General features: G+C 71.6%; 21 protein-coding genes, 2 tRNA genes, 1 pseudogene and 1 riboswitch. Of the genes and pseudogenes, 10 read left to right on the top strand and 14 right to left on the bottom strand.

Going from position 1 to position 24,068, the window contains the following annotated elements:
- Positions 1–33: 33 nt before the first annotated feature.
- Positions 34–106, top strand: a tRNA-Lys gene (locus tag AV521_RS21065).
- 260 nt (positions 107–366) lie between these two features.
- Here the strand turns inward: AV521_RS21065 and AV521_RS21070 are convergent.
- The 5 genes and pseudogenes from AV521_RS21070 to AV521_RS21090 form a co-directional block, all read right to left on the bottom strand.
- Positions 367–666 carry a hypothetical protein gene (locus AV521_RS21070; RefSeq protein WP_076090007.1) on the bottom strand — a complete coding sequence of 100 codons (300 nt, stop codon included), beginning with the start codon at positions 664–666 and terminating at the stop codon, positions 367–369.
- Complete coding sequence (locus tag AV521_RS21075) at positions 663–1,193, bottom strand: hypothetical protein (RefSeq protein ID WP_079249347.1); 531 nt, start codon at positions 1,191–1,193, stop codon at positions 663–665. The genes AV521_RS21070 and AV521_RS21075 overlap by 4 nt, the downstream gene beginning before the upstream one ends.
- Entirely contained in the window at positions 1,177–2,316 is a 1,140-nt protein-coding gene (locus AV521_RS21080; RefSeq protein ID WP_143658634.1) for a hypothetical protein, read from the bottom strand. Before AV521_RS21080 ends, AV521_RS21075 begins: the two co-directional genes overlap by 17 nt.
- A 712-nt stretch (positions 2,317–3,028) precedes the next feature.
- Positions 3,029–3,661, bottom strand: a complete 633-nt coding sequence (locus AV521_RS21085; protein WP_076090009.1) for a DUF2637 domain-containing protein — start codon at positions 3,659–3,661, stop codon at positions 3,029–3,031.
- Positions 3,662–3,994: 333 nt separating this feature from the next.
- Positions 3,995–4,531: pseudogene (locus AV521_RS21090) on the bottom strand (helix-turn-helix domain-containing protein); the annotation flags it as partial.
- On the opposite strand from AV521_RS21090, the gene AV521_RS21095 reads away from it, so the two are divergent.
- Positions 4,523–5,236, top strand: coding sequence for a B3/4 domain-containing protein (locus tag AV521_RS21095; protein ID WP_076090010.1), 714 nt, complete (start codon positions 4,523–4,525; stop codon positions 5,234–5,236). The pseudogene AV521_RS21090 and the gene AV521_RS21095 sit on opposite strands and share 9 nt — an antisense overlap.
- A 43-nt stretch (positions 5,237–5,279) precedes the next feature.
- Here the strand turns inward: AV521_RS21095 and AV521_RS21100 are convergent, their stop codons facing one another.
- Positions 5,280–5,858 carry a TetR/AcrR family transcriptional regulator gene (locus tag AV521_RS21100; RefSeq protein ID WP_076090011.1) on the bottom strand — a complete coding sequence of 193 codons (579 nt, stop codon included), beginning with the start codon at positions 5,856–5,858 and terminating at the stop codon, positions 5,280–5,282.
- Positions 5,859–6,040: 182 nt separating this feature from the next.
- Here AV521_RS21100 and AV521_RS21105 point away from each other — a divergent pair, with 182 nt between their 5' ends.
- A complete protein-coding gene (locus AV521_RS21105) occupies positions 6,041–6,706 on the top strand; it encodes a TetR/AcrR family transcriptional regulator (RefSeq protein ID WP_076090049.1) in 666 nt (221 codons plus the stop codon).
- A gap of 32 nt (positions 6,707–6,738) precedes the next feature.
- Here the strand turns inward: AV521_RS21105 and AV521_RS21110 are convergent, their stop codons facing one another.
- Positions 6,739–7,443 (bottom strand): TetR/AcrR family transcriptional regulator, encoded by a 705-nt coding sequence (locus tag AV521_RS21110; protein ID WP_076090012.1) that lies wholly within the window; start codon positions 7,441–7,443, stop codon positions 6,739–6,741.
- Positions 7,444–7,572: 129 nt separating this feature from the next.
- Here AV521_RS21110 and AV521_RS21115 point away from each other — a divergent pair, with 129 nt between their 5' ends.
- Together AV521_RS21115 and AV521_RS21120 are read left to right on the top strand one after the other, a co-directional pair.
- Positions 7,573–8,193 carry an NADPH-dependent FMN reductase gene (locus tag AV521_RS21115; RefSeq protein WP_371917052.1) on the top strand — a complete coding sequence of 207 codons (621 nt, stop codon included), beginning with the start codon at positions 7,573–7,575 and terminating at the stop codon, positions 8,191–8,193.
- A 25-nt stretch (positions 8,194–8,218) separates the two neighbouring features.
- Positions 8,219–9,652, top strand: a complete 1,434-nt coding sequence (locus AV521_RS21120) for a DHA2 family efflux MFS transporter permease subunit (protein WP_076090013.1) — start codon at positions 8,219–8,221, stop codon at positions 9,650–9,652.
- A 35-nt stretch (positions 9,653–9,687) separates the two neighbouring features.
- Here AV521_RS21120 and ribA read toward each other — a convergent pair whose 3' ends face one another.
- Together ribA and AV521_RS21130 are read right to left on the bottom strand one after the other, a co-directional pair.
- Positions 9,688–10,329, bottom strand: a complete 642-nt coding sequence (ribA, locus tag AV521_RS21125; RefSeq protein ID WP_076090014.1) for a GTP cyclohydrolase II — start codon at positions 10,327–10,329, stop codon at positions 9,688–9,690.
- A gap of 154 nt (positions 10,330–10,483) precedes the next feature.
- Positions 10,484–11,002: a MarR family winged helix-turn-helix transcriptional regulator gene (locus AV521_RS21130; RefSeq protein WP_076090015.1), complete on the bottom strand. Its 519-nt coding sequence runs from the start codon at positions 11,000–11,002 to the stop codon at positions 10,484–10,486.
- A gap of 62 nt (positions 11,003–11,064) precedes the next feature.
- Between AV521_RS21130 and AV521_RS21135 the strand changes: the two genes are divergently transcribed.
- Positions 11,065–12,198 carry a dihydrofolate reductase family protein gene (locus AV521_RS21135; protein ID WP_076090016.1) on the top strand — a complete coding sequence of 378 codons (1,134 nt, stop codon included), beginning with the start codon at positions 11,065–11,067 and terminating at the stop codon, positions 12,196–12,198.
- Between the two features lie 97 nt (positions 12,199–12,295).
- Here the strand turns inward: AV521_RS21135 and AV521_RS21140 are convergent.
- A tRNA-Met gene (locus AV521_RS21140) sits at positions 12,296–12,369 on the bottom strand.
- Positions 12,370–12,523: 154 nt separating this feature from the next.
- Here AV521_RS21140 and AV521_RS21145 point away from each other — a divergent pair.
- The 3 genes from AV521_RS21145 to AV521_RS21155 all read left to right on the top strand — a co-directional run bounded on the left by AV521_RS21145 (position 12,524) and on the right by AV521_RS21155 (position 16,150).
- The gene (locus AV521_RS21145; protein ID WP_076090017.1) at positions 12,524–13,702 is read left to right on the top strand and encodes a PP2C family protein-serine/threonine phosphatase; all 1,179 of its coding nucleotides are present in this window, start codon (positions 12,524–12,526) and stop codon (positions 13,700–13,702) included.
- Between the two features lie 234 nt (positions 13,703–13,936).
- Positions 13,937–14,105: riboswitch (cyclic di-AMP (ydaO/yuaA leader) on the top strand.
- A 7-nt stretch (positions 14,106–14,112) separates the two neighbouring features.
- Positions 14,113–15,135, top strand: a complete 1,023-nt coding sequence (locus AV521_RS21150) for a M23 family metallopeptidase (protein ID WP_076090018.1) — start codon at positions 14,113–14,115, stop codon at positions 15,133–15,135.
- A 70-nt stretch (positions 15,136–15,205) separates the two neighbouring features.
- Positions 15,206–16,150 carry an aldo/keto reductase gene (locus tag AV521_RS21155; RefSeq protein WP_076090019.1) on the top strand — a complete coding sequence of 315 codons (945 nt, stop codon included), beginning with the start codon at positions 15,206–15,208 and terminating at the stop codon, positions 16,148–16,150.
- A 38-nt stretch (positions 16,151–16,188) separates the two neighbouring features.
- Here AV521_RS21155 and AV521_RS21160 read toward each other — a convergent pair whose 3' ends face one another.
- The 4 genes from AV521_RS21160 to AV521_RS21175 form a co-directional block, all read right to left on the bottom strand.
- Positions 16,189–17,505, bottom strand: coding sequence for a PrsW family intramembrane metalloprotease (locus tag AV521_RS21160; protein WP_179023256.1), 1,317 nt, complete (start codon positions 17,503–17,505; stop codon positions 16,189–16,191).
- 41 nt (positions 17,506–17,546) lie between these two features.
- The gene (gene trmB, locus AV521_RS21165) at positions 17,547–18,371 is read right to left on the bottom strand and encodes a tRNA (guanosine(46)-N7)-methyltransferase TrmB (RefSeq protein WP_076090021.1); all 825 of its coding nucleotides are present in this window, start codon (positions 18,369–18,371) and stop codon (positions 17,547–17,549) included.
- Positions 18,372–18,410: 39 nt separating this feature from the next.
- Positions 18,411–19,631: an L-2-hydroxyglutarate oxidase gene (gene lhgO, locus AV521_RS21170; protein ID WP_076090022.1), complete on the bottom strand. Its 1,221-nt coding sequence runs from the start codon at positions 19,629–19,631 to the stop codon at positions 18,411–18,413.
- Positions 19,632–19,693: 62 nt separating this feature from the next.
- Positions 19,694–21,118: an MFS transporter gene (locus tag AV521_RS21175; protein WP_076090023.1), complete on the bottom strand. Its 1,425-nt coding sequence runs from the start codon at positions 21,116–21,118 to the stop codon at positions 19,694–19,696.
- A gap of 724 nt (positions 21,119–21,842) precedes the next feature.
- Between AV521_RS21175 and AV521_RS21180 the strand changes: the two genes are divergently transcribed.
- On the top strand, positions 21,843–23,921 hold the full coding sequence (locus AV521_RS21180) for an asparagine synthase-related protein (protein WP_076090051.1): 2,079 nt from the start codon (positions 21,843–21,845) through the stop codon (positions 23,919–23,921).
- Positions 23,922–24,068 lie beyond the last annotated feature (147 nt).

Consider the following 24,068-nt stretch of genomic DNA (forward strand, 5'->3'; position numbering starts at 1 on the left):
CGTCCGGCTATGCTCGGACAGGCAACATCGCCTGGGCCCTTAGCTCAATTGGCAGAGCAGTGGACTTTTAATCCATTGGTTGTGGGTTCGAGTCCCACAGGGCCTACCGGAGGTAGGCGGGGGATATGCCCTCTGACCTGCTACGCAGCGCTCGGGTCGGCTTCGGCTGACTCGGGCGCTGTGTCGTTTTCGGGCTCGTGCGTGGGCGATGCGTGAGCGGATGTGCCTGTGGCCTGCGGATTCGCTGCCGTTCGGGCGGACGAATCAGCAGCTGCCGGACGCGACCCGGGGATCAACTTCGCTGCGAGAGGTTCTGGCCAAGACCCCCATCGGCTGACCTGCGTGAGCGGCCCGGGTGGCCGGGGGCTACTCGTGGCCCCTGGCCACCCGGCGGGTCGCTGCGTGGATGGCCTCGGTGTACGGGGTGTCCGCGGCGCGTGTCGCCGGGTCGAGGTCGCTGAAGGGGATCAGGGCCTTGTGGTCGCTGTTCACCGTCTGCATCCAGGCGCACCAGGCGTTGTGGACGTCCTCGTCGGTCACCTGGTCCCCCTTTGCCAGCAGAAGGACGGCGTAGAGGCGGAACAGGCCGTCGGAGTACGCGGGGGGCTTCGCGTGCGGGGGCAGGCAGGAGCGGATGAGGGCGGCGAGCGAGTCCAGGTAGGTCACACGGACAGTGTGCCCCCGAACAGGATCAGGTGGGCCATGGCGAAGACGAGGGGGACGATGCGCTCGGAGGTGCCCAGCTCCGCGTAGCGCGTGCGCCGGCCGGGAAGGGGATCCCGCTTGAGTATGTCCCACTCGTCGGCCATGAGCCGTGCTGCGAGGTGGTCCTCCAGCTTGTGGATGACCTGGAACTTCGCGCTGTTCAGGTCCCGGTAGCTGCGCAGTTGCAGCCACCACGCGCCGGACAGGGTGATGCCCGCCAGGGCCACGGCCAGCGGTACCCACCAGGGGGACTGCGACAGATTGGGAGAGCCGAAGGCGACCAGGGTCACCAGGGCCGACTGCACCGACAGGAAGAAGGCGTTGGCGGTGCCTCGACGAGCGGAGACCCGGTCGGCCATCTCTACGGCGAGTTTGTACAACTCCAGTAGCTCCGGCTGCTGGTCCAGTGTCTCCGGCCGCCGGTTCGGTGTTTCCGGCCGCCTGACCGGCGTCTCCGGCTGCGGGTCCGGCTCAGGGGATGTCGTCACCGGGCTCCTCCCGTGTGTCGAGCTCGGTCAACTGGTCCATGACGGGCTGGAGTTCACGCCTGACCAGCCGGCTGAGCGTCCATGTGCTGGACAGCCGTAGCGTCGTGGGGTCGAAGCGAATGAACTTCGCCGCCCAGTCCGGCCGGAAGACGATCAGCCCTTTGAGGGTGAAGTCCCAACGCAGCCGCTTCTTCCCGCCGTTCAGGAGGACCTCCCAGCGTGGCCGTTCGGGGCGGGCGGGCGAGGGGAAGTCCGGCAGGCCGGGCAGTGGGGGCCACAGGCCCGTCACCGGTGCGCCTGGTTCGGTGCGTGAGCGGCGGTCGTACTCCTCGGCGACGGCTTCCCGGAAGCGGTCGTACGTCGGGGCATCGCAGTAGGCCAGCAGCAACAGCCGTGCCGGCGGTACGAGGCGCACCGCCTCGGTGAACTCCCACACCGTGCCCGCACCGGGACCCGCCGCCAGCAGCACGGCGTGCGCACCCGCGATCAGCCTGCTCACCTCGGACTGCCAGTCGCCCAGCGGCAGATACCCGCGTGCCGCTCCCGGTAGCGGCAGCGCCTCGCCGGGCCGGCCGATCGCGATGACCCGGCCGAACCGCCGGAAGCGGCGGACCAGGGACTCCTCGTACGTCAGCCCCGAGACGAGGAAGAAGTTCTGGGCGTTTCCGCCGCCCTGGATGTCGTCGGGCAGCCCGGACATGAGCGCGTCGTTGGAGAACGGGCGCAAGTACAGCAGGTAGCGGGTGCCGGGCAGGCGGTCCAAGGACTCGATGACGTCGGCGATGTGCTGCTTGCCGCGTACGACGGTCTGCCGGCCGATCATGAAGACCGCCACGCCGGCGAAGAAGCCCACCACCGCTCCCAGCAGGCGTAACCACCAGCGGATGTGCGGAACGGACGACCACTGATCGCTCTCCAGGCTCTTCCTGAAGACCATGAACCCCAGGATGCCCGACGCCGTGCCCACGATCCGCAGGGTCCATCCGGCGAAGATCAGCACCCGCCCTCTGGCCGCCCGCCGCGCATCACCCGGTGACGGGGTCTTGTCCGGCCGAGAGTCCGGCGGGGAATCCGGCGCAGAGCCGGGCTTGAAGTCATGCTGGAAGAACGGGCTCCCGCTCATACGCGCGGTTCCCGCGCGGACGGGTGCCGGTAGCGAGCCTGGTTCCCCACGTGCGTCCCCCCTGCCGCTTCCGTCGGGCCTCGACACTTCGGAAGGTACGGCAACAGGCGGAGCTTCGCGGTGAGTTGGCCCCGCCTATACCTTGCTGATGAAATTCCGCTGACTCGGCTCGGCGGCGTACGTCCCGTCGCGATCGGCGAGACCGACTACGCCCGCGGTGCATCCCAGCACCCGTGAGCCGCTCGTCGTGAGCGCGGGAACAGGCCGCGGACTCCACGTCCGCGGCCTGTTGCCGTTCACAACGAAGTCACCAGCAGAGCGAGCTAATCGTGTGGGTGTCGCAGACGTAGCCGGGGCCTTCCCCAGCGGAAGCGGACGGGGCCGCAACAGCTGCGAGGAGCCCGGCGATGAAGAGGGCGGCGATGTATCGCATGGGAACGGTCCTTTCTGGATCCTCCGGCAAGACACGTGTCTTGGGGGCTTGCGTCCAAGGCTTGCCCAGACGCGCACAGACCGCATATCGAACGTAATACCGTCTGTAATCGGACCAGGTTGCCGAGCACCTCTTTCATCCATCTGGGCTTCCGCCCATCCGGGCCGCAGAGCACGGTTCGAACGTCACCGGCCGGCCGTCGCGCGGACCGGCGGCGCCGAGCGGCTTCGGCGCCGGGGCGGGCGGCGACGGCTGACGGAGTGACGGCGAACGGCGGCTCTACGGCTTGGAGTTCCGTCGCGTGTGTGCGGCGTGCCGGGGTTTGGCCACTTTGGACGAGACCTGGCCGACAATCTCCCAGAAACACACCAGCGCGGTGATCGGCGGAATTCCGAAAATAATCCAGGAAAGCAGTGAGTGCGGTGAGTGGCTGACACACAGGGCCACCGCCATGGCGGAGGCGCCCAGCACCACACCCCAGGACCTACGCGCGCTGCGATTCTGAACGGTCGCCCGCAGAATGGACAGGGCCGCCACGAGCCATGGCCCGTACACCGTCAGCGGCCACCACTCGGCGAGTCTCGCCGGCAGCACGGAGCCCGCGGTGGCGCGGAGCTGGGCATAGGAATAAGAGAATGACCAGCCCAACATACAGACGGCGCACACCGAGATGGTCGCGATCAGGATCGTGACATGGGTTCCCCGGTTGCTGTCGTGCGAGCGGGATTCCGCACGGAGCCGCTGCCGGGTCCTCCGGTGGCTGGACCGCTCGTGCGGCGGACTCGGTACTTCGGGTTCCGCGGCCGACGCGGCGGACAGCATCTGGGCCAGTTCTTCGACTGGATCCCACTGCATCTCAAGCGTGCTGAACTCGGTGTCGCTGAAGAGGTCTTCGTTGTGAATCCTGTCCATCCTGTAAGTCCTATAGCCCCACCATCGCCTGCAGGTACTCACTTTCCAGCTGGGTCATTCTTCTCAGGAAGTCGTCGAGAAGATCTGAACATCCGTCAATGAACACCTCACCTTCGTCGCATTCCACGTTAAATGTGATCGTCGAGCGAAGATTCCCGGTCGTGAGTCCCTCAGTTCGTGTCACGACCGCCTAACGAGCCCCTCCGGGGGAGGGGGTGTCGTACATTCGGGTGTTTTCGTTGCCCGAAAGCAGTATTTGAGGGGGCCGATCGCAGCAATCGGCGAAAAGCTAATAGGCAGGAAATTGCATTCCGTGAATATCGCGGAGTTCGATCAGAGGGGTAGCTGGACCGTCATGATCAGATGGCAGGTCCCGGTGCCCGCGCCGCGGTAGGTGTGCGGGGTGTCGCCGTCGAACACGGCGGTCTGGCCGGCCTCCAGCGGGTGCTCGGTGCCGTCCACGACCAGGGTCATCCGGCCGCCGGTGACGCTGACGGTCTCCACGACCCCGGCCTGGTGGGGGTGGCTGGGGTATTCCTCGCCCGGTTCCAGCCGCCAGCGCCAGACCTCGACCGGGGTCGGGCCCGCGGTCGTCAGCATGAGCCGGGCCTCGCTGCCCCGCTCTCCGGTCCACAGGGGAGCCGTGGTGTCGGCGGACACCACGCGGACCCAGCTCTCGGCCGGCCCCTGCATCAGCGCGGACACCGAGATGCCGAGGGTGTCGGCCAGCCGGACGAGCGTGGCCAGGTTGGGGTTGCCCTGGGCCTTCTCCAGGCCCACCAGGGCGCCCTTGCTGACCTGGGCGCGCCGGCTGAGTTCGTCCAGCGACAGACCCGCGCGGACGCGGGCCGCCCGGACGTTGTGCGCGACCGGGCCTTCCGGCTCGCCCCCGCCGTCGCCGACGCCTTCCCCGACACCCTCATCGCCCTGGTCACGGCGACCGGTCTGCGCGGCCGTGAACCCTGGCCGCACACGGCCACCGCCCTGGAGGAACTGGAACAGCAACTAGCGGACGGTACCTGGCGGCCCGCCGACGAGACCGACCCCCGTATCGAGGCCTGGCACGGCGCCTACCGCGCCTTCGGCACCAACCCCCGCCGCATCCGCCCGAGCGTCGACGCGCTCGGCCGCCGCCTCGCCAAGAAGGGCACCCTGCCGCGCATCAACCCGGCCGTCGACTCCTACAACGCCGTCTCCGTCCGGCACGGTCTGCCCGCCGGCGCCTTCGACCTGGACCGGGTCACCGGTGACGTCGACATCCGTTACGCGCACGGCGCCGAGCCCTTCACCCCGCTCGGCGAGCCGGACGCCGTCGAGAACCCCAAGCCCGGTGAGATCATCTACGCCGACACCACCGGTGTCCTGACGCGGCACTGGAACCACCGCGACGCCCACCGCACCCGCGTCACCGAGGACTCCACCCACGTCACCTTCGTCCTCGAAACCCTCCACACCACCCGGGACGGCGATCTCCTCAAGCTCGCGGCCGACGAACTGCAGAGCCTCCTCGCCCCGCACGCCGCACGGACCGCCGTGCACCACCTCTGCCCGGACCGGTCCCGGGCCACCGTCTGACCGCGTTCACGCCCCGGGCTCGGTGGCGCACACGGCGGGCTGTTCAGGCCTGGGTCACGATCCGCTCGACCGCCGCCGTCACCAGTTCGTCCCGCTCCGCCTCGGAGAGCACGTCCGGCAGGGTGAGTTGTTCGACGATCAGCCAGTTCAGGGCGAGGTAGAGCAGCTTGACGGCCGTGGCGTCGCCGGGCAGGCCGGAGGCCTCGTGATAGGCGACGTTGGCGGCGAGATCGGCGCGGACCCGCTCGGTGAGCACGGCGCGCAGCTCCGGGCGGCGGGTCGCCTCCAGCCGGAGTTCCAGCAGCGCGAGGTATCCGGTGCGGAAGGCGGCGACCCGGCCGACGAGTTCACGCATCAGCTCCGCGTACGTCTCCCGGTCGCGGCCGGCGGTCCGCTGGCGGGCGAGCGTGGCCTCGTCGGGCTGGAGCCGCTCGTAGACGCGGGCGCCGGCCTGGGTGAGCAGCTCGTCGCGGCTGGAGAAGTAGTTGGACGCCGTACCGGGAGGCACGGCGGCCGTCCCGTCCACCGCCCGGAAGGTCAGCCCGCGTGCCCCGTCCCGCGCCAGCACCTCGATCGCGGCGTCGACCAGCACGGCACGCCGTTGGTCATTGCGTCTCACCATGGAATGTCCGGCTCCGTGTGCAGGCGGTCATCGACAACCACTCCGGTCACAGTACTCCGCGCGAAGTTGTCAGCCCGGGCGGTCCCGGGCAACAAGACGTCCAGCAAGTCGTCCGGTACAGACGGTCAACAAGACATACGACCGGTCGTACATCTTCTGTGAGGTGTGGCACGATGGCGCGGATGGAAAGCGAACGACACGTTCCGGAGCGCGGCGCGGGGCGCGGAATCCTGGGTGCGGAGGGGCCTGAGGTGACCGATCTGCGGCTGGTGCGCGGTGCGCGCGCCCGGCAACGAGTCGCCCGGCACGCCGTCGACATCGCCTCGCTGGAGGGCCTCGACGGGCTCAGCATCGGCCGGCTGGCCGCTGACCTCGGGTTGAGCAAGAGCGGTGTCCAGACGCTGTTCCGGACCAAGGAGAACCTGCAGCTGGCCGCCGCCGAGTGCGCGCACCGCGAGTTCGAGCGGGCCGTGGTGCGACCCGCGCGGGCCTTCCCGGCGGGTGCCGCCCGGCTGCGAGCGCTGACCGAGCACTGGATCACCTACGCGCAGACCCCCCTCTTCGTCGGCGGCTGCTTCTGGTCCGCCAACCTTCCCGCCTACGACAGCCGTCCCGGCGCGGTCCGTGACGCCCTGCTCGCCCATCGCGAGGCATGGCTGAAACTGATCGCCGAACAGCTGCGGCAGGCCGCCGGCGCCGGTGATCCCGCCGCGCCGGACGTGGAGCTGGCCGCGTTCCAGGTGGACGCCGTCTGCAACGCGGCCAACATCGCGATGCGGCTCGGGGACGACGGTGCCGCCCGCAAGGTGCGCCGGGTGGTGGAGGGGTTCCTCCGGGGAGCGCGCTGATCCCTGCCCGACTCCTGCGGCCGGGCCGATGGTCAGCCGGTGGGGCCGAGGCCGTCGCGTCCGTAGGCCCGAAGGAATGCCGCCACACCGCCCCTGATCAGCCGGTCCGTCTCCGCCGCCGGGAGGGGGTGGACGCCGTAGTCGGTGAACTGGACGATCGTGTGGCTGGTCAGGGCCATGAAGTGGCCGGCGGCCAGCGCCGCGTCGCCGTGCATGTCCAGCAGTCCGGCGTCCGTGAGGTGGGTCATCGCCTCGGCGACGGCCCGGCCGACCGGTCCCGGACCGGCCTCGTACCAGGCCTTGAGGACCTCCGGCGGCACATGGTCGGCCTCGGCGTGGATGTGCCGGACGAGCGCGAAGTGGTTCGGATAGTCGGCCATGAGGCCGACGAACGCACGGGCCAGGGCGACCAGATCGCGTTCCAGATCCTCGGCGCGCGGTGGCCGCTCGGGGTCCAACGTTGCTCGCAGGCGGGCCAGTTGGGCATCGCGGACCTCGTTGGACGACCAGGTCACCACCGTCTGGAAGAGCTGGGCCTTGCCGCCCGGGAAGTGGTTGTAGAGCGTGCGCGTGGAGACGCCGGCCTCGGCGGCCAGCGCGTCGACCGAGGCGCGCGCATAGCCCTCGCGGCCGAAGAGCGTGCAGGACGCGCTCGCGATCGCCATCTGCTTCTCCAGCTTGCGCGGTGAGACCTCGCGTCGCGCCTGCGTCAGCCGGGACTCGTTCGTTTCGCCCACAACCGCCTCCTCCTGACCGGCCACTCTATCCGACTTACAACGAGCGTTGTATTTTTTACAACGACCGTTGTACTTTCTGTGCGGGAGGCCGCACAGGGCGGCCGACCCGCCAGGAGAAGGGGGACACCTGTGTCTGTCACCAGCAAGGAAGCTCTGTCGGCCCAGGACGCGCCGCTGCGCGTCGCCGTCATCGTCGGCAGCGTCCGGGAGGGCCGGCAGGGCCGGGCCGTCGCCGACTGGTTCCTCGGCGCCGCCACCGACGACGCCCTCGACCTCGACGTCATCGACCTCGCCGAGGTCGACCTCCCGCTGGTGCTGCCCGGCTGGGGCGACACGCCGAGCCCCGCGGCCGTCGCCGCGCTGCGGGACGTCTCGCCGCGGCTTGCCGCCGCCGACGCGTTCGTCGTCGTCACTCCGGAGTACAACCACAGCTTCCCGGCATCCCTGAAGAACCTCATCGACTGGCACTACACCCAGTGGCAGGCCAAGCCGGTCGGCTTCGTGTCGTACGGCGGCCTCGGCGGCGGGCTGCGCGCGGTCGAGCAACTCCGGCTGGTCTTCGCCGAGCTGCACGCGACGACCGTGCGCGACTCGGTCAGCCTGCACGGCCCCTGGTCCGGCCTCGGGGAGGACGGCACGCCCCGGGACGAGACGGTGTGCGCCGGCGCCGTGAAGGGGATGCTCGGCCAACTCGCCTGGTGGGGGCGCGCGTTGCGAGCCGCGCGGGCCGAGCGCCCGTACGCGGGCTGAGGGCGGGGGAGGAGAGGTGGGGGAGATGCGTACGACCGCGTCGGCCGCGGCACCGGCCCGACCGGTACCGAACCCGGGGAACCCGGCCACGGTCCTGAACCGCACCCTGGCCGTCACCGTCATCGGCTCGATGATGGCGGTGCTCGACATGACGATCGTCAACGTCGCGATGCGCCGGCTCTCGCAGTCCTTCGGCGCCTCGCTGGAGACCATCCAGTGGACCGCCACCGCGTACACGCTCGCGCTGGCCGCCGTCATCCCGACCGCCGCGTGGGCCATGGCCCGGCTCGGCGCCAAGCGCACCTATCTGACCGCGCTCGCACTCTTCACCCTCGGCTCGCTGCTCGCCGCGTGCGCCTGGGACGCGGGCAGCCTCATCGCCTTCCGGGCGGTGCAGGGGCTCGGCGGCGGGCTGCTGCAGCCGGTCGGCATGACGATGGTGATGGGCGCCGCCGACCGCGGTCGGCTCGGCCGCGCCATGGCCGTGGGCGGGCTGCCCATCCTGGTCGGGCCGGTCGCCGGGCCGGTGCTCGGCGGCTGGCTGGTCGACGCCGCCTCCTGGCACTGGATCTTCCTGGTCAACGTGCCCGTCGGCGCCCTGGCCCTGGCGCTCGGACTACGGCTCCTGCCGCCGGACGCGCCGACGAACGGGACCGGCACGGCGCGTACCGCCGCCCGGCTGGACCTCCCCGGCCTGCTGATGCTCTCGCCCGGCCTTGCCCTGCTCCTGTACGGCCTGGCCCGGGGCGGTGAGCGCGGTGACTTCGGCGCACCCGGCGCCCTGGTGCCGACGCTCGCCGGCACGGCACTCGCCGCGGGCTTCGTACGCCGGGCGCTCACCGCGTCCGCCCCCCTGCTGGACCTGCGGCTGCTGCGCGACCGGACGTTCGCCGGCGCCATCGGCACGCTCGCGCTGTTCACGTGCGGCTACTTCGGCGCGATGCTGCTCGGCCCGCTGTACTGGCAGCAGGAGCGCGGCCTGAGCGCCACGACGGCCGGCCTGCTGGGCGCGCCGACGGGTCTGGTCGTCGGCACGACGATGCAGATCGCGGCGCGACGGATCGACCGGGTGGCACCGCGCCGGCTGATCCCGGCCGGGATCGCGGCGGCCGCCCTCGGGATGGCACTGCTGGCCTGGCAGTCCGGGGTGCCCGGGGTCGCGCCCTGGCGGATGGTCGCCTCGGCGATGGTGCTGGGCGTCGGCGTCGGCGTGGTGCTGATGCCGACGATGACCACCGCGAGCCGGGAACTGCCCGCGGAACGGCTGGCCGCGGCGAGCACCGCGCTGAGCATCAACTCCCAACTGGGCGCGTCCGTCGGAACGGCCGCCCTGTCGGTGGCACTGGGCCAGACGGGCACGACCCCACCCGGCTTCCGAACCGCGTACGCCATCGCGGCGATCCTGCTGGCCTTGGCGGCCCTGCCGGCCCTCCGCCTCCCGTCGGGCACCCACGACTGAGAGCCCCCTCGTAGCCGGGGCGGATGCGGGCCGGCTCAGCCCGCGCTGCGCTCCGTGAGTTCCGCCAGCGGCAGGGTGTGCCGGGTCTGCAGGACCTTCGCACGCAGGTAGCGGACGTTGTGAGCCGTGGTGAAGACACCGGTCGGCACCCGGTCCCGTACGACGACGCCCAGCGTACGCAACTGCTCCGCCTTGTCGGGGTTGTTGGACAGCAGGTCCAGCTCCCCGATGCCGAGGGCGGTGAGCATCTGCCCGGCGGCCGTGTAGTCGCGGGCGTCCTCCGGCAGGCCGAGCGCGGCGTTCGCCTCGTAGGTGTCGAGGCCCTGGTCCTGCAGGGCGTAGGCGTCGAGCTTGTTGTAGAGGCCGATGCCGCGGCCCTCCTGGCGGAGGTAGAGCAGGACGCCGCCGCGGTCGGCGATGCGCTCGACCGCCTCGCGCAGCTGGGGACCGCAGTCGCAGCGGGCCGAGCCGAAGACGTCGCCGGTCAGGCACTCGGAGTGCAGGCGCACCAGCGGGACGGAGCCCGGGGCCGGGTCGCCGAGGACGACGGCGACGTGCTCCTGGCCGTCGGCCAGGCCGTGGAAGGTGACGAGTTCGGCGTCGACGCTGTAGCCGTCGTGGAAACGCAGCGGTACCCGGACGCGGGCGCGCGTCGTGGCGGCGGGGGTGTCGGGCATGCGGGTCCCTCCGGAAGCGGCTGCTGCTTCAGATTTGAAACAGCGGTTTCGAAGGGGACCCTACCTCATGCTTCAAACTTAAAGCAATTGTTTTCCGAGTGTCGAGTGTGACTTCCGGATGCCGGATGTGACTCGGGGGGCGGTCGGGTGTGGCTCAGGAGCCGGAACAGGACGACCGGCGCCGCCAGGGAACGTCGTCCGCCCCGGCCTCGCCGGCGCCGTCACCCTGCAGCCCGCGTGCGACCCCCGTGAAGATCTCCTCCAACTGTCCCACCTGCTCCGGCGTGAGCCGGTCGAACAGGGTGGCGCGCACGACCGCGACGTGCCCGGGTGCCGTACGCTCCAGCACGGCCGTCCCCTCGTCCGTCAGCACGGCGATACTGCTGCGCTTGTCCCAGCGGCAGTTCTCCCGGCGCACCAGCCCGTCCCGCTCCAGGCGGGTCACCGCATAGGTCAGCCGACTGCGCGTGATCTTCAGCGTCTCGGCGAGATCGGTCATGCGCAGCCGCCGGTCGGGCGCCTCGGAGAGGTTGGCGAGCACCGAGTAGAACAGGTGGGGCATGCCGGCGTCCTGTTGGAGCTGCCGGTCCATCGCGTCCTCCAGGAGGTGGGTCGCGGCCATGTACGCGCGCCACGCGCGCTGCTCCTCGGGGCTGAGCCAGCGGGTCGTCATGCCGACAGTGTAGGTTTGTTTCAAACTTGAACCAAGAGTGACTTCGCAGGGAGACCGCGCCGATGTCGTATCCGTACGTGCTGCTGTCCGCCGCCGTCTCCCTCGACGGCTACCTGGACGACACCGGTCCCGAACGGCTTCTGCTGTCCAGCCCGGCCGACTTCGACCGGGTCGACGCGGTACGGGCCTCCGTCGACGCCATCCTGATCGGCGCCGGCACGATCCGTGCCGACAACCCGCGGCTGCTGGTCAACTCCGCCGAGCGCCGCGCGGCCCGCGTCCGGGAGGGCCGGCCGGAGTACCCGCTGAAGGTGACCGTCACCGCCGCCGGCGACCTCGACCCCGGCGCGAAGTTCTGGCACACCGGCGGCGACAAGCTCGTCTACACGACCGACAAGGGCGCCGAGCAGGCCGGCCGCCGCCTCGGCGGTGCCGCCGAGGTCGTCCCGCTCGGCCCCGACCTCGACTGGCGCGCCCTGCTGTCCCACCTGCACGACGTGCGCGGCGTACGGCGGCTGATGGTCGAGGGCGGCGGCACGGTCCACACCCAGCTGCTGCGGCAGGGCCTCGCCGACGAGCTGCAGCTGGTCCTCGCCCCGCTGTTCGTCGGCGACCCGGCCGCACCCCGTCTGTTCGGCCCCGGGGGTTACCAGGCCGGCCGGCTGCGGCTGACCGAGACCCGGCGGATCGAGGACGTGGTCCTCATGCGCTACGAGCCCACGGCCCCCGGTACCGGCCCGCTCCCCGCCGCCGCCGACCGCCACTGGCTGCGCACCGCCTGCGAACTCGCCGCGCTGTGCCCGCCCTCGCCCACGGCGTTCAGCGTGGGGGCGGTGGTGGTCGCCGCCGACGGTACGGAGCTGGCCCGCGGCCACTCGCGCGAGGGGGACGACCCCGTGGTCCACGCGGAGGAGGCCGCGCTCGCGAAGATCGACCCGGCCGACCCCCGGCTGCCTGCCGCCACCGTCTACAGCAGCCTGGAGCCGTGCGCCCGACGCGCCTCCCGCCCCGCGCCGTGCTCCGAGCTGATCCTTCGGGCGGGGGTGCGGCGGGTGGTCACTGCCTGGCAGGAGCCGGACACGTTCGTGGCGGGGGCCGACGGTACGGGGATTCTGGTGAAGGGGGGCGTCGAGGTGGTCGTACTGCCGGAGTACGAGGACCAGGCCAAGGCGCCGAACAGGCATCTGGTGGGCTGATCCGCCCGGAAGGCTTTCAGGGCCGGTGAAAACACTCGGCGCCGGTGAAAACACTCAGGGCCCGGAAACCAATGGCTTCCGGGCCCTGAGTCTTCAGTAGCGGGGACAGGATTTGAACCTGCGACCTCTGGGTTATGAGCCCAGCGAGCTACCGAGCTGCTCCACCCCGCGTCGTTGTGTCACCAGCATACGTCATGCGCAGGGCTGCTCGCACACCGGTTGACCGGGAGGTGTGGACCGGCGTCATCCGCTCGGGTCATGGAGCTCGCCCGGCGGGCCCGGTCCGGCCAGGCTGTACGTACGTCGGACATGTGGGAGACAAGCGGTGCGCTCTGGTGAGGTGGAGGAGAGCCCGTACGCCAGGGCGGGTGGCCGGCTTCCGGGTGACCCGGTGCCCGACCCGGGTCTCGGTGACGAGACGGCACCGCCGCTCCCGCGCCGCTTCACCCCCCGCGCCCTGGCCCGCGCGCTGCCCGCCCTGCTGATCGCCGGCGGTGTCCTGTACGGCCTGCTCACCCCGAGGGAGTTCACCGCCGTCCCCTTCTTCACCGCCGCCCCGCTGATCGCCGCGCCCCTGTCCTCGCTGCGCACCACCGTGCTGACCGGCCTGGCGGCCGTGGCCGCGATGTACGCGGTGCACACCCGGGGCGGCGAACACCCGGCCGTGGCCACCGTCACGGACGTCGTCACCGTGGCCACCGTCGCCCTGCTGGCCGTCGCCATCAACCGCGTGGTCCGCATCGGCGACCGGCGGCTCGCCTCCGCCCGGGAGATCGCCGAGGCCGCCCAGCGGGCCCTGCTGCCCGAGCCCGCCGAGCGGATCGGCGGCTTCGAGATCGCCGCCCGCTACGAGGCGGCCCGGCAGGACGCCTTCATCGGCGGCGACCTGTACGCCGTGCAGGACAGCCCGCGCGGGGTCCGGCTGGTCGTGGGCGATGTGCGCGGCAAGGGGCTGGGCGCGGTCGCCGCCGTCGCCGTGGTGATCGGGGCGTTCCGGGAGGCGGCCGAGCAGGAGGCCACACTGGAGGCGGTCGCGCAGCGGCTGGAGCGGGCGCTGGCCCGCGAGGGCACCCGGCGGGACGGCGTCGACGCCTTCGAGGGCTTCACCACCGCGGTCCTCGTCGAACTCCCGCACGGCGACGGCGTCGTACGGATCGTCAACCGCGGTCATCCGTCGCCGCTGCTGCTGTACGCCGACGGCACCCTGCGCACGCTCGCCGCCCCCGACCCCGCGCTGCCGCTCGGCATGGGCGACCTCGGGATGTGGCCCGACCGCGCGCAGCAGGAGGCTTTCCCGAGCGGTGCCACCCTGCTGCTCCACACCGACGGCCTGTCCGAGGCCCGTGACACGCACGGCCGGTTCTACGACCCCGAACGACGGCTCGCCGGACGCACCTTCCCCGCCCCGGTCGTCCTGCTCGACCGGCTCGCCGACGAGGTGCGCAGGCACTCCGGCGGCGGGATGACGGACGACATGGCCCTGCTCGCCGTACGACGTCCGTGATCACCTTTACGTACGGTAACCGGACGACCGCCCTCCGCATAACATCTGAGACACCATCAAAAACTCCGACGCTCCTGAACGGTGGCCAACTCGCCCGATTTGCAGCGTTCCTGGCTGGTAAGTCCCCATCGGAAAACGTTAATGATCAAGCCGAACGGCTTGGAAAGTGACTCTGGGGTCTATTAACGTTCGATAACGCAGCGCGGTCGTCCCAGCCGTCACAAGAGGCGGCTCCGTGCGCACGCGCCGAATCCCGCAAGGGAACCGGGGAACCACCACCTTGGGGTGAATCACGCGGATACTGACGTGAACTCGTCGAGTCCACGCCTGGTATACGCGCGTAGGAGACCTTCCTGCTCCGAACCCGTCAGCTAACCCGGTAGGCGGAGGAAGGAAAGGAGCACGCCCGAGTGGCGTCCAACCCGCCTGCCCCAGAAGCCCCGTTCGCGCCCGCGCAACCCGAGCCGGAGATCTTCGGCTACGGCTCCTACCGCGCGGAGGAGGGCCCCTGGGAGGAGTGGAACCCCACCGAGGAGTCCCTCACCCCCGCCCGCGGCCGGCACCGCGTCGCCAAGCAGCGCGGCGGATTCGCGCGCAGCTCCACCGTCCTCGGCGTCGGCGTGATGGCCGCCGTCGGCGCGGGCGGCATGGCCAGCGCCAACACCGGCAAGCCGCCGGTCTCCATATCCCTGCCGGACTCCGTCACCCACTTCTTCGGCGACGACTCCTCCCACCAGCACCAGGCCACCGCCACCGGGCTCAGCAAGGTCGGCATGACCTCCGAGAGCGCCGACAGCGGTGACGCCGGCGAGGCGCTGCGCAACCGGATCATGGCCCAGGCCGAGCAGCAGCAGAGCAAGGCCGACAGCAAGGCCACCGCCGCCGCGCTCGCCGCCGCCGAGAAGCAGACCGCCGACGCCGCGGCCAAGGCGGAGAAGGAGGCCGCCGCCAAGGCCGCCGACGCCAAGGCACAGGCGGACGCCGACGCCAAGAAGGCCGCCGAGGCCAAGCGGCTGGCCGAGCTGGCCAAGGAGTACACCCTGCCCGTCGTGTCGTACACGATCACGGGCACCTTCGGCCAGCCCGGCGCGATGTGGTCCTCCGGCTACCACACCGGCCTCGACTTCGCCGCCCCCACCGGCACCCTCATCAAGGCCGTCCACGGCGGCACGGTCACCGAGGCGGGCTGGGCCGGCGCCTACGGCTACCGCACCATCCTGACCCTGGACGACGGCACCGAGCTGTGGTTCTGCCACCAGTCCTCGATCAACGTCTCGGTCGGCCAGAAGGTCTCCACCGGCGACGTCATCGGCCGCATCGGCGCCACCGGCAACGTCACCGGCCCGCACCTCCACCTGGAGGTCCACCCGAACGGCCAGGCGTCCGCCGTCGACCCGGCGCCGTGGCTGCGGGACAAGGGCCTCAACCCCTGAGCACGGCATTCGTGTGAACGCGACGCCGGCGGCGGAATGAGATCATCTGCCACCGGCGTTGACGCAGAACATGACTTCTCTGCGCACACTCGGCTCCTCCGACCTCAAGGTCTTCCCGCTCTCCCTCGGCGGCAACGTCTTCGGCTGGACCGCCGACGAGGAGACCTCCTTCGCCGTCCTCGACGCCTACGCGGCGGCGGGCGGCAACTTCATCGACACCGCCGACGCCTACAGTGCCTGGATCGAGGGCAACAAGGGCGGCGAGTCCGAGACGATCATCGGCAAGTGGGTCAAGGCGCGCGGCAACCGGGACAGCGTCGTCATCGCCACGAAGGTCAGCCAGCACCCCGAGTACCAGGGCCTGTCCGCCGCCAACATCAAGGCCGCCGCCGACGCCTCGCTGCGCCGCCTGGACACCGACCACATCGACCTCTACTACACCCACTTCGACAAGCCCGAGGTGCCGGTGGAGGAGATCATCGGCGCCCTCGACGAGCTGGTGAAGGCGGGCAAGGTCCGGCAGATCGCCGCCTCCAACATCAGCCCCGAGCGCCTCAAGGCATCCCTCGACTTCTCCGACCGTGAGGGCCTGGCTCGCTATGTCGCCCTCCAGCCCCACTACAACCTGGTCTCCCGCGACACCTACGAGGGCCCGCTGCAGGACCTGGCCGCCAAGGAGGGCCTGTCCGCGGTCCCGTACTTCTCCCTCGCCGCGGGCTTCCTGACCGGCAAGTACCGCCCCGGCACCACGGTCGACAGCGCTCGCGCGGGCCGGGCCCAGCAGTACGCGGACTCCGAGCGAGGTCAGCAGGTCCTCACGGCCCTGGACGAGATCGCCGCCGCTCACGAGGTCCCCGTCGCCACGGTCGCCCTCGCCTGGCTCGCCGCCCAGCCGACCATCACCGCCCCGATCGCCTCGGCCCGCACGGTGGAGCAGCTCCCGGCGCTGCTGGGGGCGGCGGACCTGAAGCTGACGGACGAGGAAGTGACGAGCCTGACGGAGGCGTCGGCCTAGCCATTCCGGCGGTGCCGGACCCTCCGCAACCCGAACGGCTACGACCGATACGGGTTGTAGGCGGGGTACGGCACCGCCGGATACCCGTACCCCGGCCAGGACGCCGGAGGCACCGGTGCCGCATACATCGGCCAGGCCGGCGCAGCCGTCCGCGCCGCATACTCCAGGGCCGGCCGCGCCACGTCCCTGCGCTTCCACAACTCGTCCAGCAGCTCCCGCTCCCGTACGACGAAGTCGGCCCCGGCCTTCCCCTGCCGCCCCCGGCGCCGCAGAAACGCGAGCGACGTGGCGTACGTCTCGTACTGCGTCACCGCCCGCGCCGCCGCCCGGCCATGGTGGTGCCGGGCGTAGTCACGGGCCGTCCCCCGCGCCCCCATCGACCCGAGCGCGAACGGCTCGGCCGGCCCCAGCCACCCGGCCAGCACATACGCCGGAAGCTCCTCCCGCACGGTCCGCAGCTCCCGCTGCCGCGTCCAGATCGCGAGCCAGGTGAGCAGCCCGAACACGGGCACCATGAACGCGCCGTAGACGGCGAAGAACCCGAACTCGCCGAAGGTGGAGGAGCCGTTCCAGAAGGCGTGCATGCTCATCGCGAGCAGCAGACCGCAGATCGGCAGCAGCACCCGTCGGGCGCGCTGCCGCTCTGCGCAGAGCGCGGCGAAACCGAAGCCGAGACCGGTGAGGGTGGTGAACAGGGGGTGCGCGAACGGGGACATCACGATGCGCACGAAGAAGGTGGCGGCGGTGACGGAGGCGATGCCGCGGTCGCCGGTGAGCTGGTCGGTCCCGAAGGCCGTACCGAGGTAGAGGATGTTCTCGGTGAACGCGAACCCGGTGGCGGTGATCCCCGCTATCACCACCCCGTCCACGATCCCGCTGAAGTCACGTCTGCGGAAGAGAAAGACCAGCAGCACGGCGGCGGCCTTGGCGGACTCCTCCACGATGGGCGCTATCACGGTGGCGCCGAGGGTGTTGGCGCTGGCCGGATCGGCGGTGGCGGTGGCTATCCACTTGGTGGCGAAGCTGTTGGCGACGATGGCTATCAGCGCGGCCGCGCACGCGCCCCAGGCGAAGGCGAAGACCAGATTCCGCCAGGGGCCGGGCTCCACCCGGTCCAGCCAGCGGAAGGCGGCTATGAGCCAGGGCACGGGCAGCATGGCCAGCCCGAGCCCCACGAGGAACCCCTCGGTACCGGTCTGCTTGCGCACCAGCGCGAGGATGACCAGCCCGGACAGCGCCAGCAGCGTGATCAGTGCTCCGTACCGCACCCACCTGCGCTGCCACCAGTGCGGATGGCGAAGCACAAGGCCCTCGGGGCCCGGGGGATACGTCGGAAACGGAGGACTGGTGGCCACGGCATCGACCCTAACGGTGACGGGACGAGGTGCTGAGCGGTTTATCGGCCCGGGTGCGGTACACGACGGAACAGCAGATCGTTCACCACATGTCCCTTGTCCAGTCCCTGACCCTCGAAACGGGTCAGCGGCCGGAACTCGGGGCGTGGCGCGAAACCGCCGTCGGCCTGCGTGTTCTCGAAGTCGGGGTGTGCGCTGAGCACTTCCAGCATCTGCTCGGCGTACGGCTCCCAGTCGGTCGCGCAGTGCACGAGCGCACCGGGCTTCAGCCGGGTCGCGGCGAGCGTCAGGAACTCGGGCTGGATGAGCCGCCGCTTGTGATGCCGCTTCTTGGGCCAGGGATCCGGGAAGTACACGCGAACCCCGTCCAGCGAGTCGGGGGTGAGCATCTCCCTGAGCAGGATGATCGCGTCCCCGTTCGCCACCCGGACATTGGCCATTCCGCCCCGGTCGGCAAGATTCAGCAGATTCCCCTGCCCCGGCGTGTGCACGTCGACGGCGAGGATATTGGTGTCCGGGTCGGCGGCGGCCATCTGCGCGGTGGCCTCGCCCATCCCGAACCCGATCTCCAGCACGACGGGCTTGTCGTTGCCGAACAGCTCGGAGAGCTCGATCACCCGCTGCCCGTCGATGTCGAGCCCCCACAGGGGCCACAGCCGCTGCAACGCATCGGCCTGCCCCGCGGTCACCCGGCTCCGCCGCGGCTGAAAACTCCGGATCCGCCGCTCGAAGTGCGACCCGGCAGGATCCGCCCTGGGCCCGTCCGGAAACCGCGGCTCCCCCTTGGCCCGGGTATGCCGGACGGAGACGCCGGGGGTGTGGGGGGCCGGCGAGGGGGCTTCGGGGGCGTTGAGGAAGTCAGACACAGTGCTTCCGATTTTACGGCGCCCTACGAGGGTGCCCTCTCAGCTGACCGAGCCGAGCATGGACAGCACCCGGCGCCCGACTTCCCTGCCGATCGGCAGGGAAGCCGTTGCCGCCGGAGACGGCGCGTTGAGCACGTGCACCGCCCGGCTCCCCTCTCGGATGAGAAAGTCGTCCACCAGCGTCCCGTCCCGCAGCACCGCCTGCGCCCGCACCCCGGCAGGGGCCCGCACCAGGTCGTCGCCCTCCACCCCGGGCAACAGCCTCCGCACGGCCTGCAGAAACGCCCCCTTCGACAGCGAGCGGTGCAGCTCCCCCGCGCCGTGTCTCCAGTGTCGCCGGGCGATCGCCCACGACCCCGGCCATGCCACGGTCCCGGCCAGCTCCCGGGGGCGTACGACCCCCCAGCCGTACCCCTCGCGGGCCAGCGCCGGCACCGCGTTGGGCCCGATGTGCACACCCCCGTCGATGCCCCGGGTCAGATGCACCCCGAGGAACGGGAACGCCGGATCCGGTACCGGATACACCAGCCCCCGCACCAGCTCGGGCCGCGCCAGCTCGTAGTACTCACCGCGGAACGGCACGATCCGCACCCCGGGCTCGTCCCCGGTCAGCCGGGCCAGCTCGTCGCAGTACAGCCCGGCGCAGTTCACCAGCACGCGCGCGCGTACGACGTCACCGCCGGCGGTGAGTACGGCGACCCCCCGCTCCGGCCGCCGGTCGACCCGGACGACCCGCGCGCCGTACCGGATCTCCGCCCCCGAGGCCTGTGCCAGCTGGCGTGCGACGCCCACGAAGTCGCACACGCCGGTCGTGCCGACATGTATGGCCGCCAGCCCCCGGACCTCCGGTTCGTACTCGCCGATCTGGGCGGGGCCCAGCTCCCGCACCGGAATGCCGTTCTCCCGTCCGCGCTGCACGAGCGCGTGCAGCCGCGGCAGCTCCTCCCGCTCCGTGGCGACGATCAGCTTGCCGGTGACGGCGTGCGCGATGCCGTACTCGGCGCAGAACTTCACCATCTCGGCGGCGCCCCGCACGGCATACCGCGCCTTGAGCGAGCCCGGCCGGTAGTAGATCCCGCTGTGGACGACCCCGCTGTTGCGTCCCGTCTGGTGCCGGGCCGGGCCCGGCTCCTTCTCCAGCACGGTGACCCGTGTGCCCGGCGCGGCCCGTGTGATCGCATACGCGGTGGACAGCCCGACGATCCCCCCACCGACCACGAGCACATCACAGTCGTACGCCTCGACCGGCACCTGCACCACCTCCCACCTCGATAGTGCACTGCGCCACTGACAACGCCTTCAAACGCAGGCGGTGCGGGTTCTCAGGCCGACGTCATCAACAGCGGCCGGGCCCGCTCCCGCAGCTCCGCCACCCGCGGCTCGTCCCCGTACGGCTCCAGCCGGTGCAGCAGATCCTTCACATACTCGGTCGTCCGGGCCGAGGAGATCCGCCCGGCCACCTCCACGGCCCGCACCCCCTGCTCGCACGCGGCGTCGAGATTCCCGGACTCCAGCTCGGCGACGGCCGACACCACCAGCCGCAGTCCGTGCGAGCGCACGAACTCCTCCGTCGGCTTCGACAACGCCTGCTCGGTGAACCGCCGAACCTGCCGGGGCGCCTTCAGATCCCGGTAGCACTCGGCTGCATCGGCAGCAAACCGGTCATAGCCATAAAAACCAAGCCAAGAGGGGTCGTTGTCACCATCCCTGGACCGCTCTAGCCAACCCTCCGCCGCCTTCAGCGCCGCACCCGCCGCCTGCGCATCACCCGCACGCGCGTGTGCCCGCGCTTCCACCAGCCGGAAGAAACTCATCGTGCGGGCCGTCGCCAGCCCCCGGTTCCGCTCCAGCGCGGCCTGCGCCAGATCGACCCCTTCGTCGCCGAAGCCGCGATACGTCGCCTGGAGCGACATGGAGGCGAGCACATAGCCCCCGAGCGGCACGTCCGCCGCCGCGCGCGCGAGCCGCAGCGCCTGGATGTAGTACCGCTGCGCGGCCTCCTGCTGGCCGGTGTCGAAGGCCATCCACCCGGCGAGCCGGGTGAGTTCGGCGGAGGCCCCGAAGAGCGCGCGGCCCACTTCGTCGGAGTAGGAGCCGAGCAGCAGCGGCGCCGCCTCCACCCGCAGGCATTCCGGCACCATCGACGAACGCCAGTCCCCGCCGCCGTACTTGGAGTCCCAGCGCCGGGCGTCCTCGGCGGCCTCCCGCAGCTTCTGCACATCGCTGTGGCCGACTTTGATCGGTGCGCCGGAGCCCTCGGCGGAGCCCGCCTCCCGCGCGACCGAGCTGTCGGCGGGGGTTATCAGCCAGCGTGAGGCAGGCGTTGCGTATGCGCTCACTGCGAACGATCCGGCGAGCGACTGCCAGATGCCGCCGGTGCCGGCCCGGCGCCCGGCGAGGTCGAGACGGTACAGCTCCGTCGCCGACCTCACCGCCTGTCCTACGTCTCTGGGGAAGGCGAGGCCCACTTCGGGCGCGGGATCCGCGTCCGCCAGGCCGATCTCGTGGAGCGGCACCGGGCGGCCGAGTTTCTGGCCGATTGCGGCTGCGATGAGGTGTGGCGCCGCGCCCTGCGGCACCATCCCCTTCGACACCCAGCGCGCCACGGAGGTCTTGTCGTAGCGAAGAGTCAACCCGCGTTGTGCGCCAAGGTCGTTGACGCGTCGCGCGAGTCCTGCGTTGCTGATTCCCGCGAGGGCGAGAACGGCGCCGAGCTTTTCGTTCGGCCCGCGTTGCTCCCTGGACATGCGCCACCCCTCGACACAGACGGCTGCCGCGCTGGCATAACCACGCGGCATTCGTAAACCCAGCGTAGTTCGCCGCATCCCAAGCGTTAAGGGGCATTGTTCCGGATGGCGGGATTGTGGTCCGTACGGAAGCGCGGCCCTGTACGCACCGTGCACGGCTTGTCGCCGCGTGCCCCCGCCCGTGTGGCCGTGCGCCCGTCCGTGCGCTCTTCTCCGGCCATCGGGGGAGCGGTTCCATGGCTCTTGCGTGGGTCGGCCCGCTGTACTGGATCCAGTGGGCTGGGGGACACCGCCACCTTCATCCCCGCGGGTGGCGGACCGGTCCGGGAGGCGATGCCCGCCTCCCGGACTGTGCGCGTGTCCGCGTTCACCGCGCTCTCCGCAGGCCTGTACGGAGCGTGCTCAAATCCCGGGCGTCTCCGTATGTTTGGCTGAAAATCGATCCCGCTCGTCAGGGTTGAATCCCTGCTCCCACCACGCAACTTGAGGGCGCGAAGGGCGTCTTGGGGGAGCGTACGGGGGGCGCATTCGCGTCGTACTCATCGTGAACCGCCGACGGCCGGCATGCGTCGCATCCGTCGACTCCCTTGGTGTCCTCCGGTGTTGCCCGCGGGCTTCCCTCGATCGAAGCCGGTGCCGCCGCCCCTCCACACCGCGTCTTTCATGGCAGCATGAGGATCCGGTTCGTACGGTGCACTGTTGTCCACAGCCTGTGGAGGCGTCGATGCGGTGGTTGGTGGGTTGGAGCAGCACCGCCGCGGGCGTCGCCGCAATCGGGTCCGCGGGCGCCACCGGCTATGACGGCGAGACCCTGCACCCGGTCGGCTCCCAACTCCTGTGGGGCGACCCGGATCCGCTGTGGGCCGTCGGCGACTGGCGCCCGGACGAGGTGCGCGTGATCCGGGCCGACGCGGAGAACCGCATCGCCGTCCTCGGCATCTGTGGCGCCTCCGACGAGGAGCTGCGGCGCGGCCTGTTCACCGCGCGCGGGGGCGCACTGCGCCATCTGACGACCTGGCCGGGCAGCTACACGGCCGTCGTCCAGGTCGGCCGCCGCATCACCGTCTGCGGCGATCTCGCGGGCGCCCGCCCGGTGTTCCACACCCCCTGGGCCGGCGGCACGGCCTACGCCACCGCCGCGCTCCCCCTCGCCGACCTCATCGAGGCCAACCTCGACTTCGGCCACCTGGCCGCCCTGCTCGCCGCCCCGGACGTACCGGCCGCGCTGCGCGACACCACCCCGTACGAGGGCGTACGGCGCGTTCCGCCGGGGCACGCACTCGTGCTGCGCGCCGGGGCGCGCGAGATCGCCGGGTACGAGCCGGTCGCCTCCCTCGCTGTGGCCGCGCCCCCGGCCGACCCCGACCACGCCGTGGACGCCGTACGCGACGCCCTGGTGGAGGCGGTCCGCACCCGGCTGTCCGCACCGCGCCACGTGCCCGACCTCGACCCCGGCCCGGTGCCCGGCATGGGCCCGGCCGAGCGGCGGGCCCGGCGCGGGATGCCCGTGCCCGGCATCGGCGCCGACCTCTCCGGCGGCCCCGCCTCCGGCACCCTCGCGCTGCTGGCCGCCGGGCTGCCCGGCAGACCCGGCACGCTGCTGGGCCACGGCACGGGCGCGGGCGAACGGCTGCTGGCCGTCACCTTCAACGACCTGGCCGTGGGCGGCCGCGAGGCCGAGGTGGAACGCGCCGGGGCCCTTGCCGCCAACCCGCGCCTGCACCACGTGGTGGTCACCGGCGCCGAGGAGACCCTGCCGTACGCCGACCTCGACGGCCCCCTCACCGACGAACCCGGACCTTCCCTGGTCACGGCCGCCCGGCACCGCGCCCGGCTCGCCGCCGGCAGCGCCGACCACTTCACCGGCCACGGCGCCCGCCAGGTCCTGGACGCCCACCCCGCCCGCCTCGCCGACCTCCTCATGGACCGCAAACGGCGCCATCTGGTCCGCCCGGTCGCCGCGCTCGCCAAGGCCGACGGCTCGGTGATGGTCACCGCGCGCGTGTACGGCGCCGCCCGCCGGCTCGCCCGCACGCCCTACCGGGCCGGCTTGGAAGTGCTGGCAGAGCGGCTGATGCGGCGCCGCTTCGACGAGCCCAAGGGAGCGGTCGGCGCCTCCCTCGCCGCGCTGACCTGGGCCAGACCCGGGCCCGCCGCCCGCTGGCTGACCGGCGAGGCCCTGGCCGAAGTATCGGTTCTGCTCCAGGCGGACGCGGACCGCTCCGCCGCGGGCGCAGGCCGACGCCCCGGCGACTATCGCGCGCGTGCCGCCCTCGCCCGCCACGCCGCCGATCTGCGCGTCCTGGAACAGGCCGCCGAGATCCGCTCCCAGCGCCTGCACGCGCCGTTCCTCGACAACCAGGTCGTCCGCGCCTGCCGCGCCCTCCCGGAAGCCCTGCGCGTCCAGCCTGGCGCCCGCGCCGCCATCCTCCGTACGGTCCTGGAGGGTGCCGGCGTCACCGACGTCCCGTCCGGCTGGGGAGCCCCCTCCCACGCTTCCTCGGCGGCGGCCGCACGCGCGGGCCTGCGCGTGGCGGCCGACCCGCTGCTCGACCTGTTCTCCACCCCGCTTCTGGCCGACGCCGGCCTGGTGGAGGCCCGCGTCATCCGCGAGGCCGTGCGCGCGGGCGCCGCCGGCGAGCCCATCCCCCTGGACGGCCTCGCCGACCTCATCTCCCTCGAACTCTGGCTCCACCGCCTCCTCTCCCGCCGAGGCACCTGCTGGACGGGAACCCCGGCACGCGCGCGTGCGGTGCCCTCCGGGATCCAGCCGAGGAGGGACGCGCTGGCCTCCGGCGCGTGAGCCGGGTCGCAGGGGGGCCTGACCCCGCCGTTCGCGCCTGCGGGTCAGCGGCTTCGCCGCGGGGGCGCGACCAGCCACAGCGCCGCGCCCCTCAGGGAACTGCGGTGCCGTCGCCTTCCTGGCGGCACCCCCGGCGAGCTGCGCCCG

It is taken from the genome of Streptomyces sp. IMTB 2501 (genome assembly GCF_001953885.1).
Classification (GTDB): Bacteria; Actinomycetota; Actinomycetes; order Streptomycetales; family Streptomycetaceae; genus Streptomyces.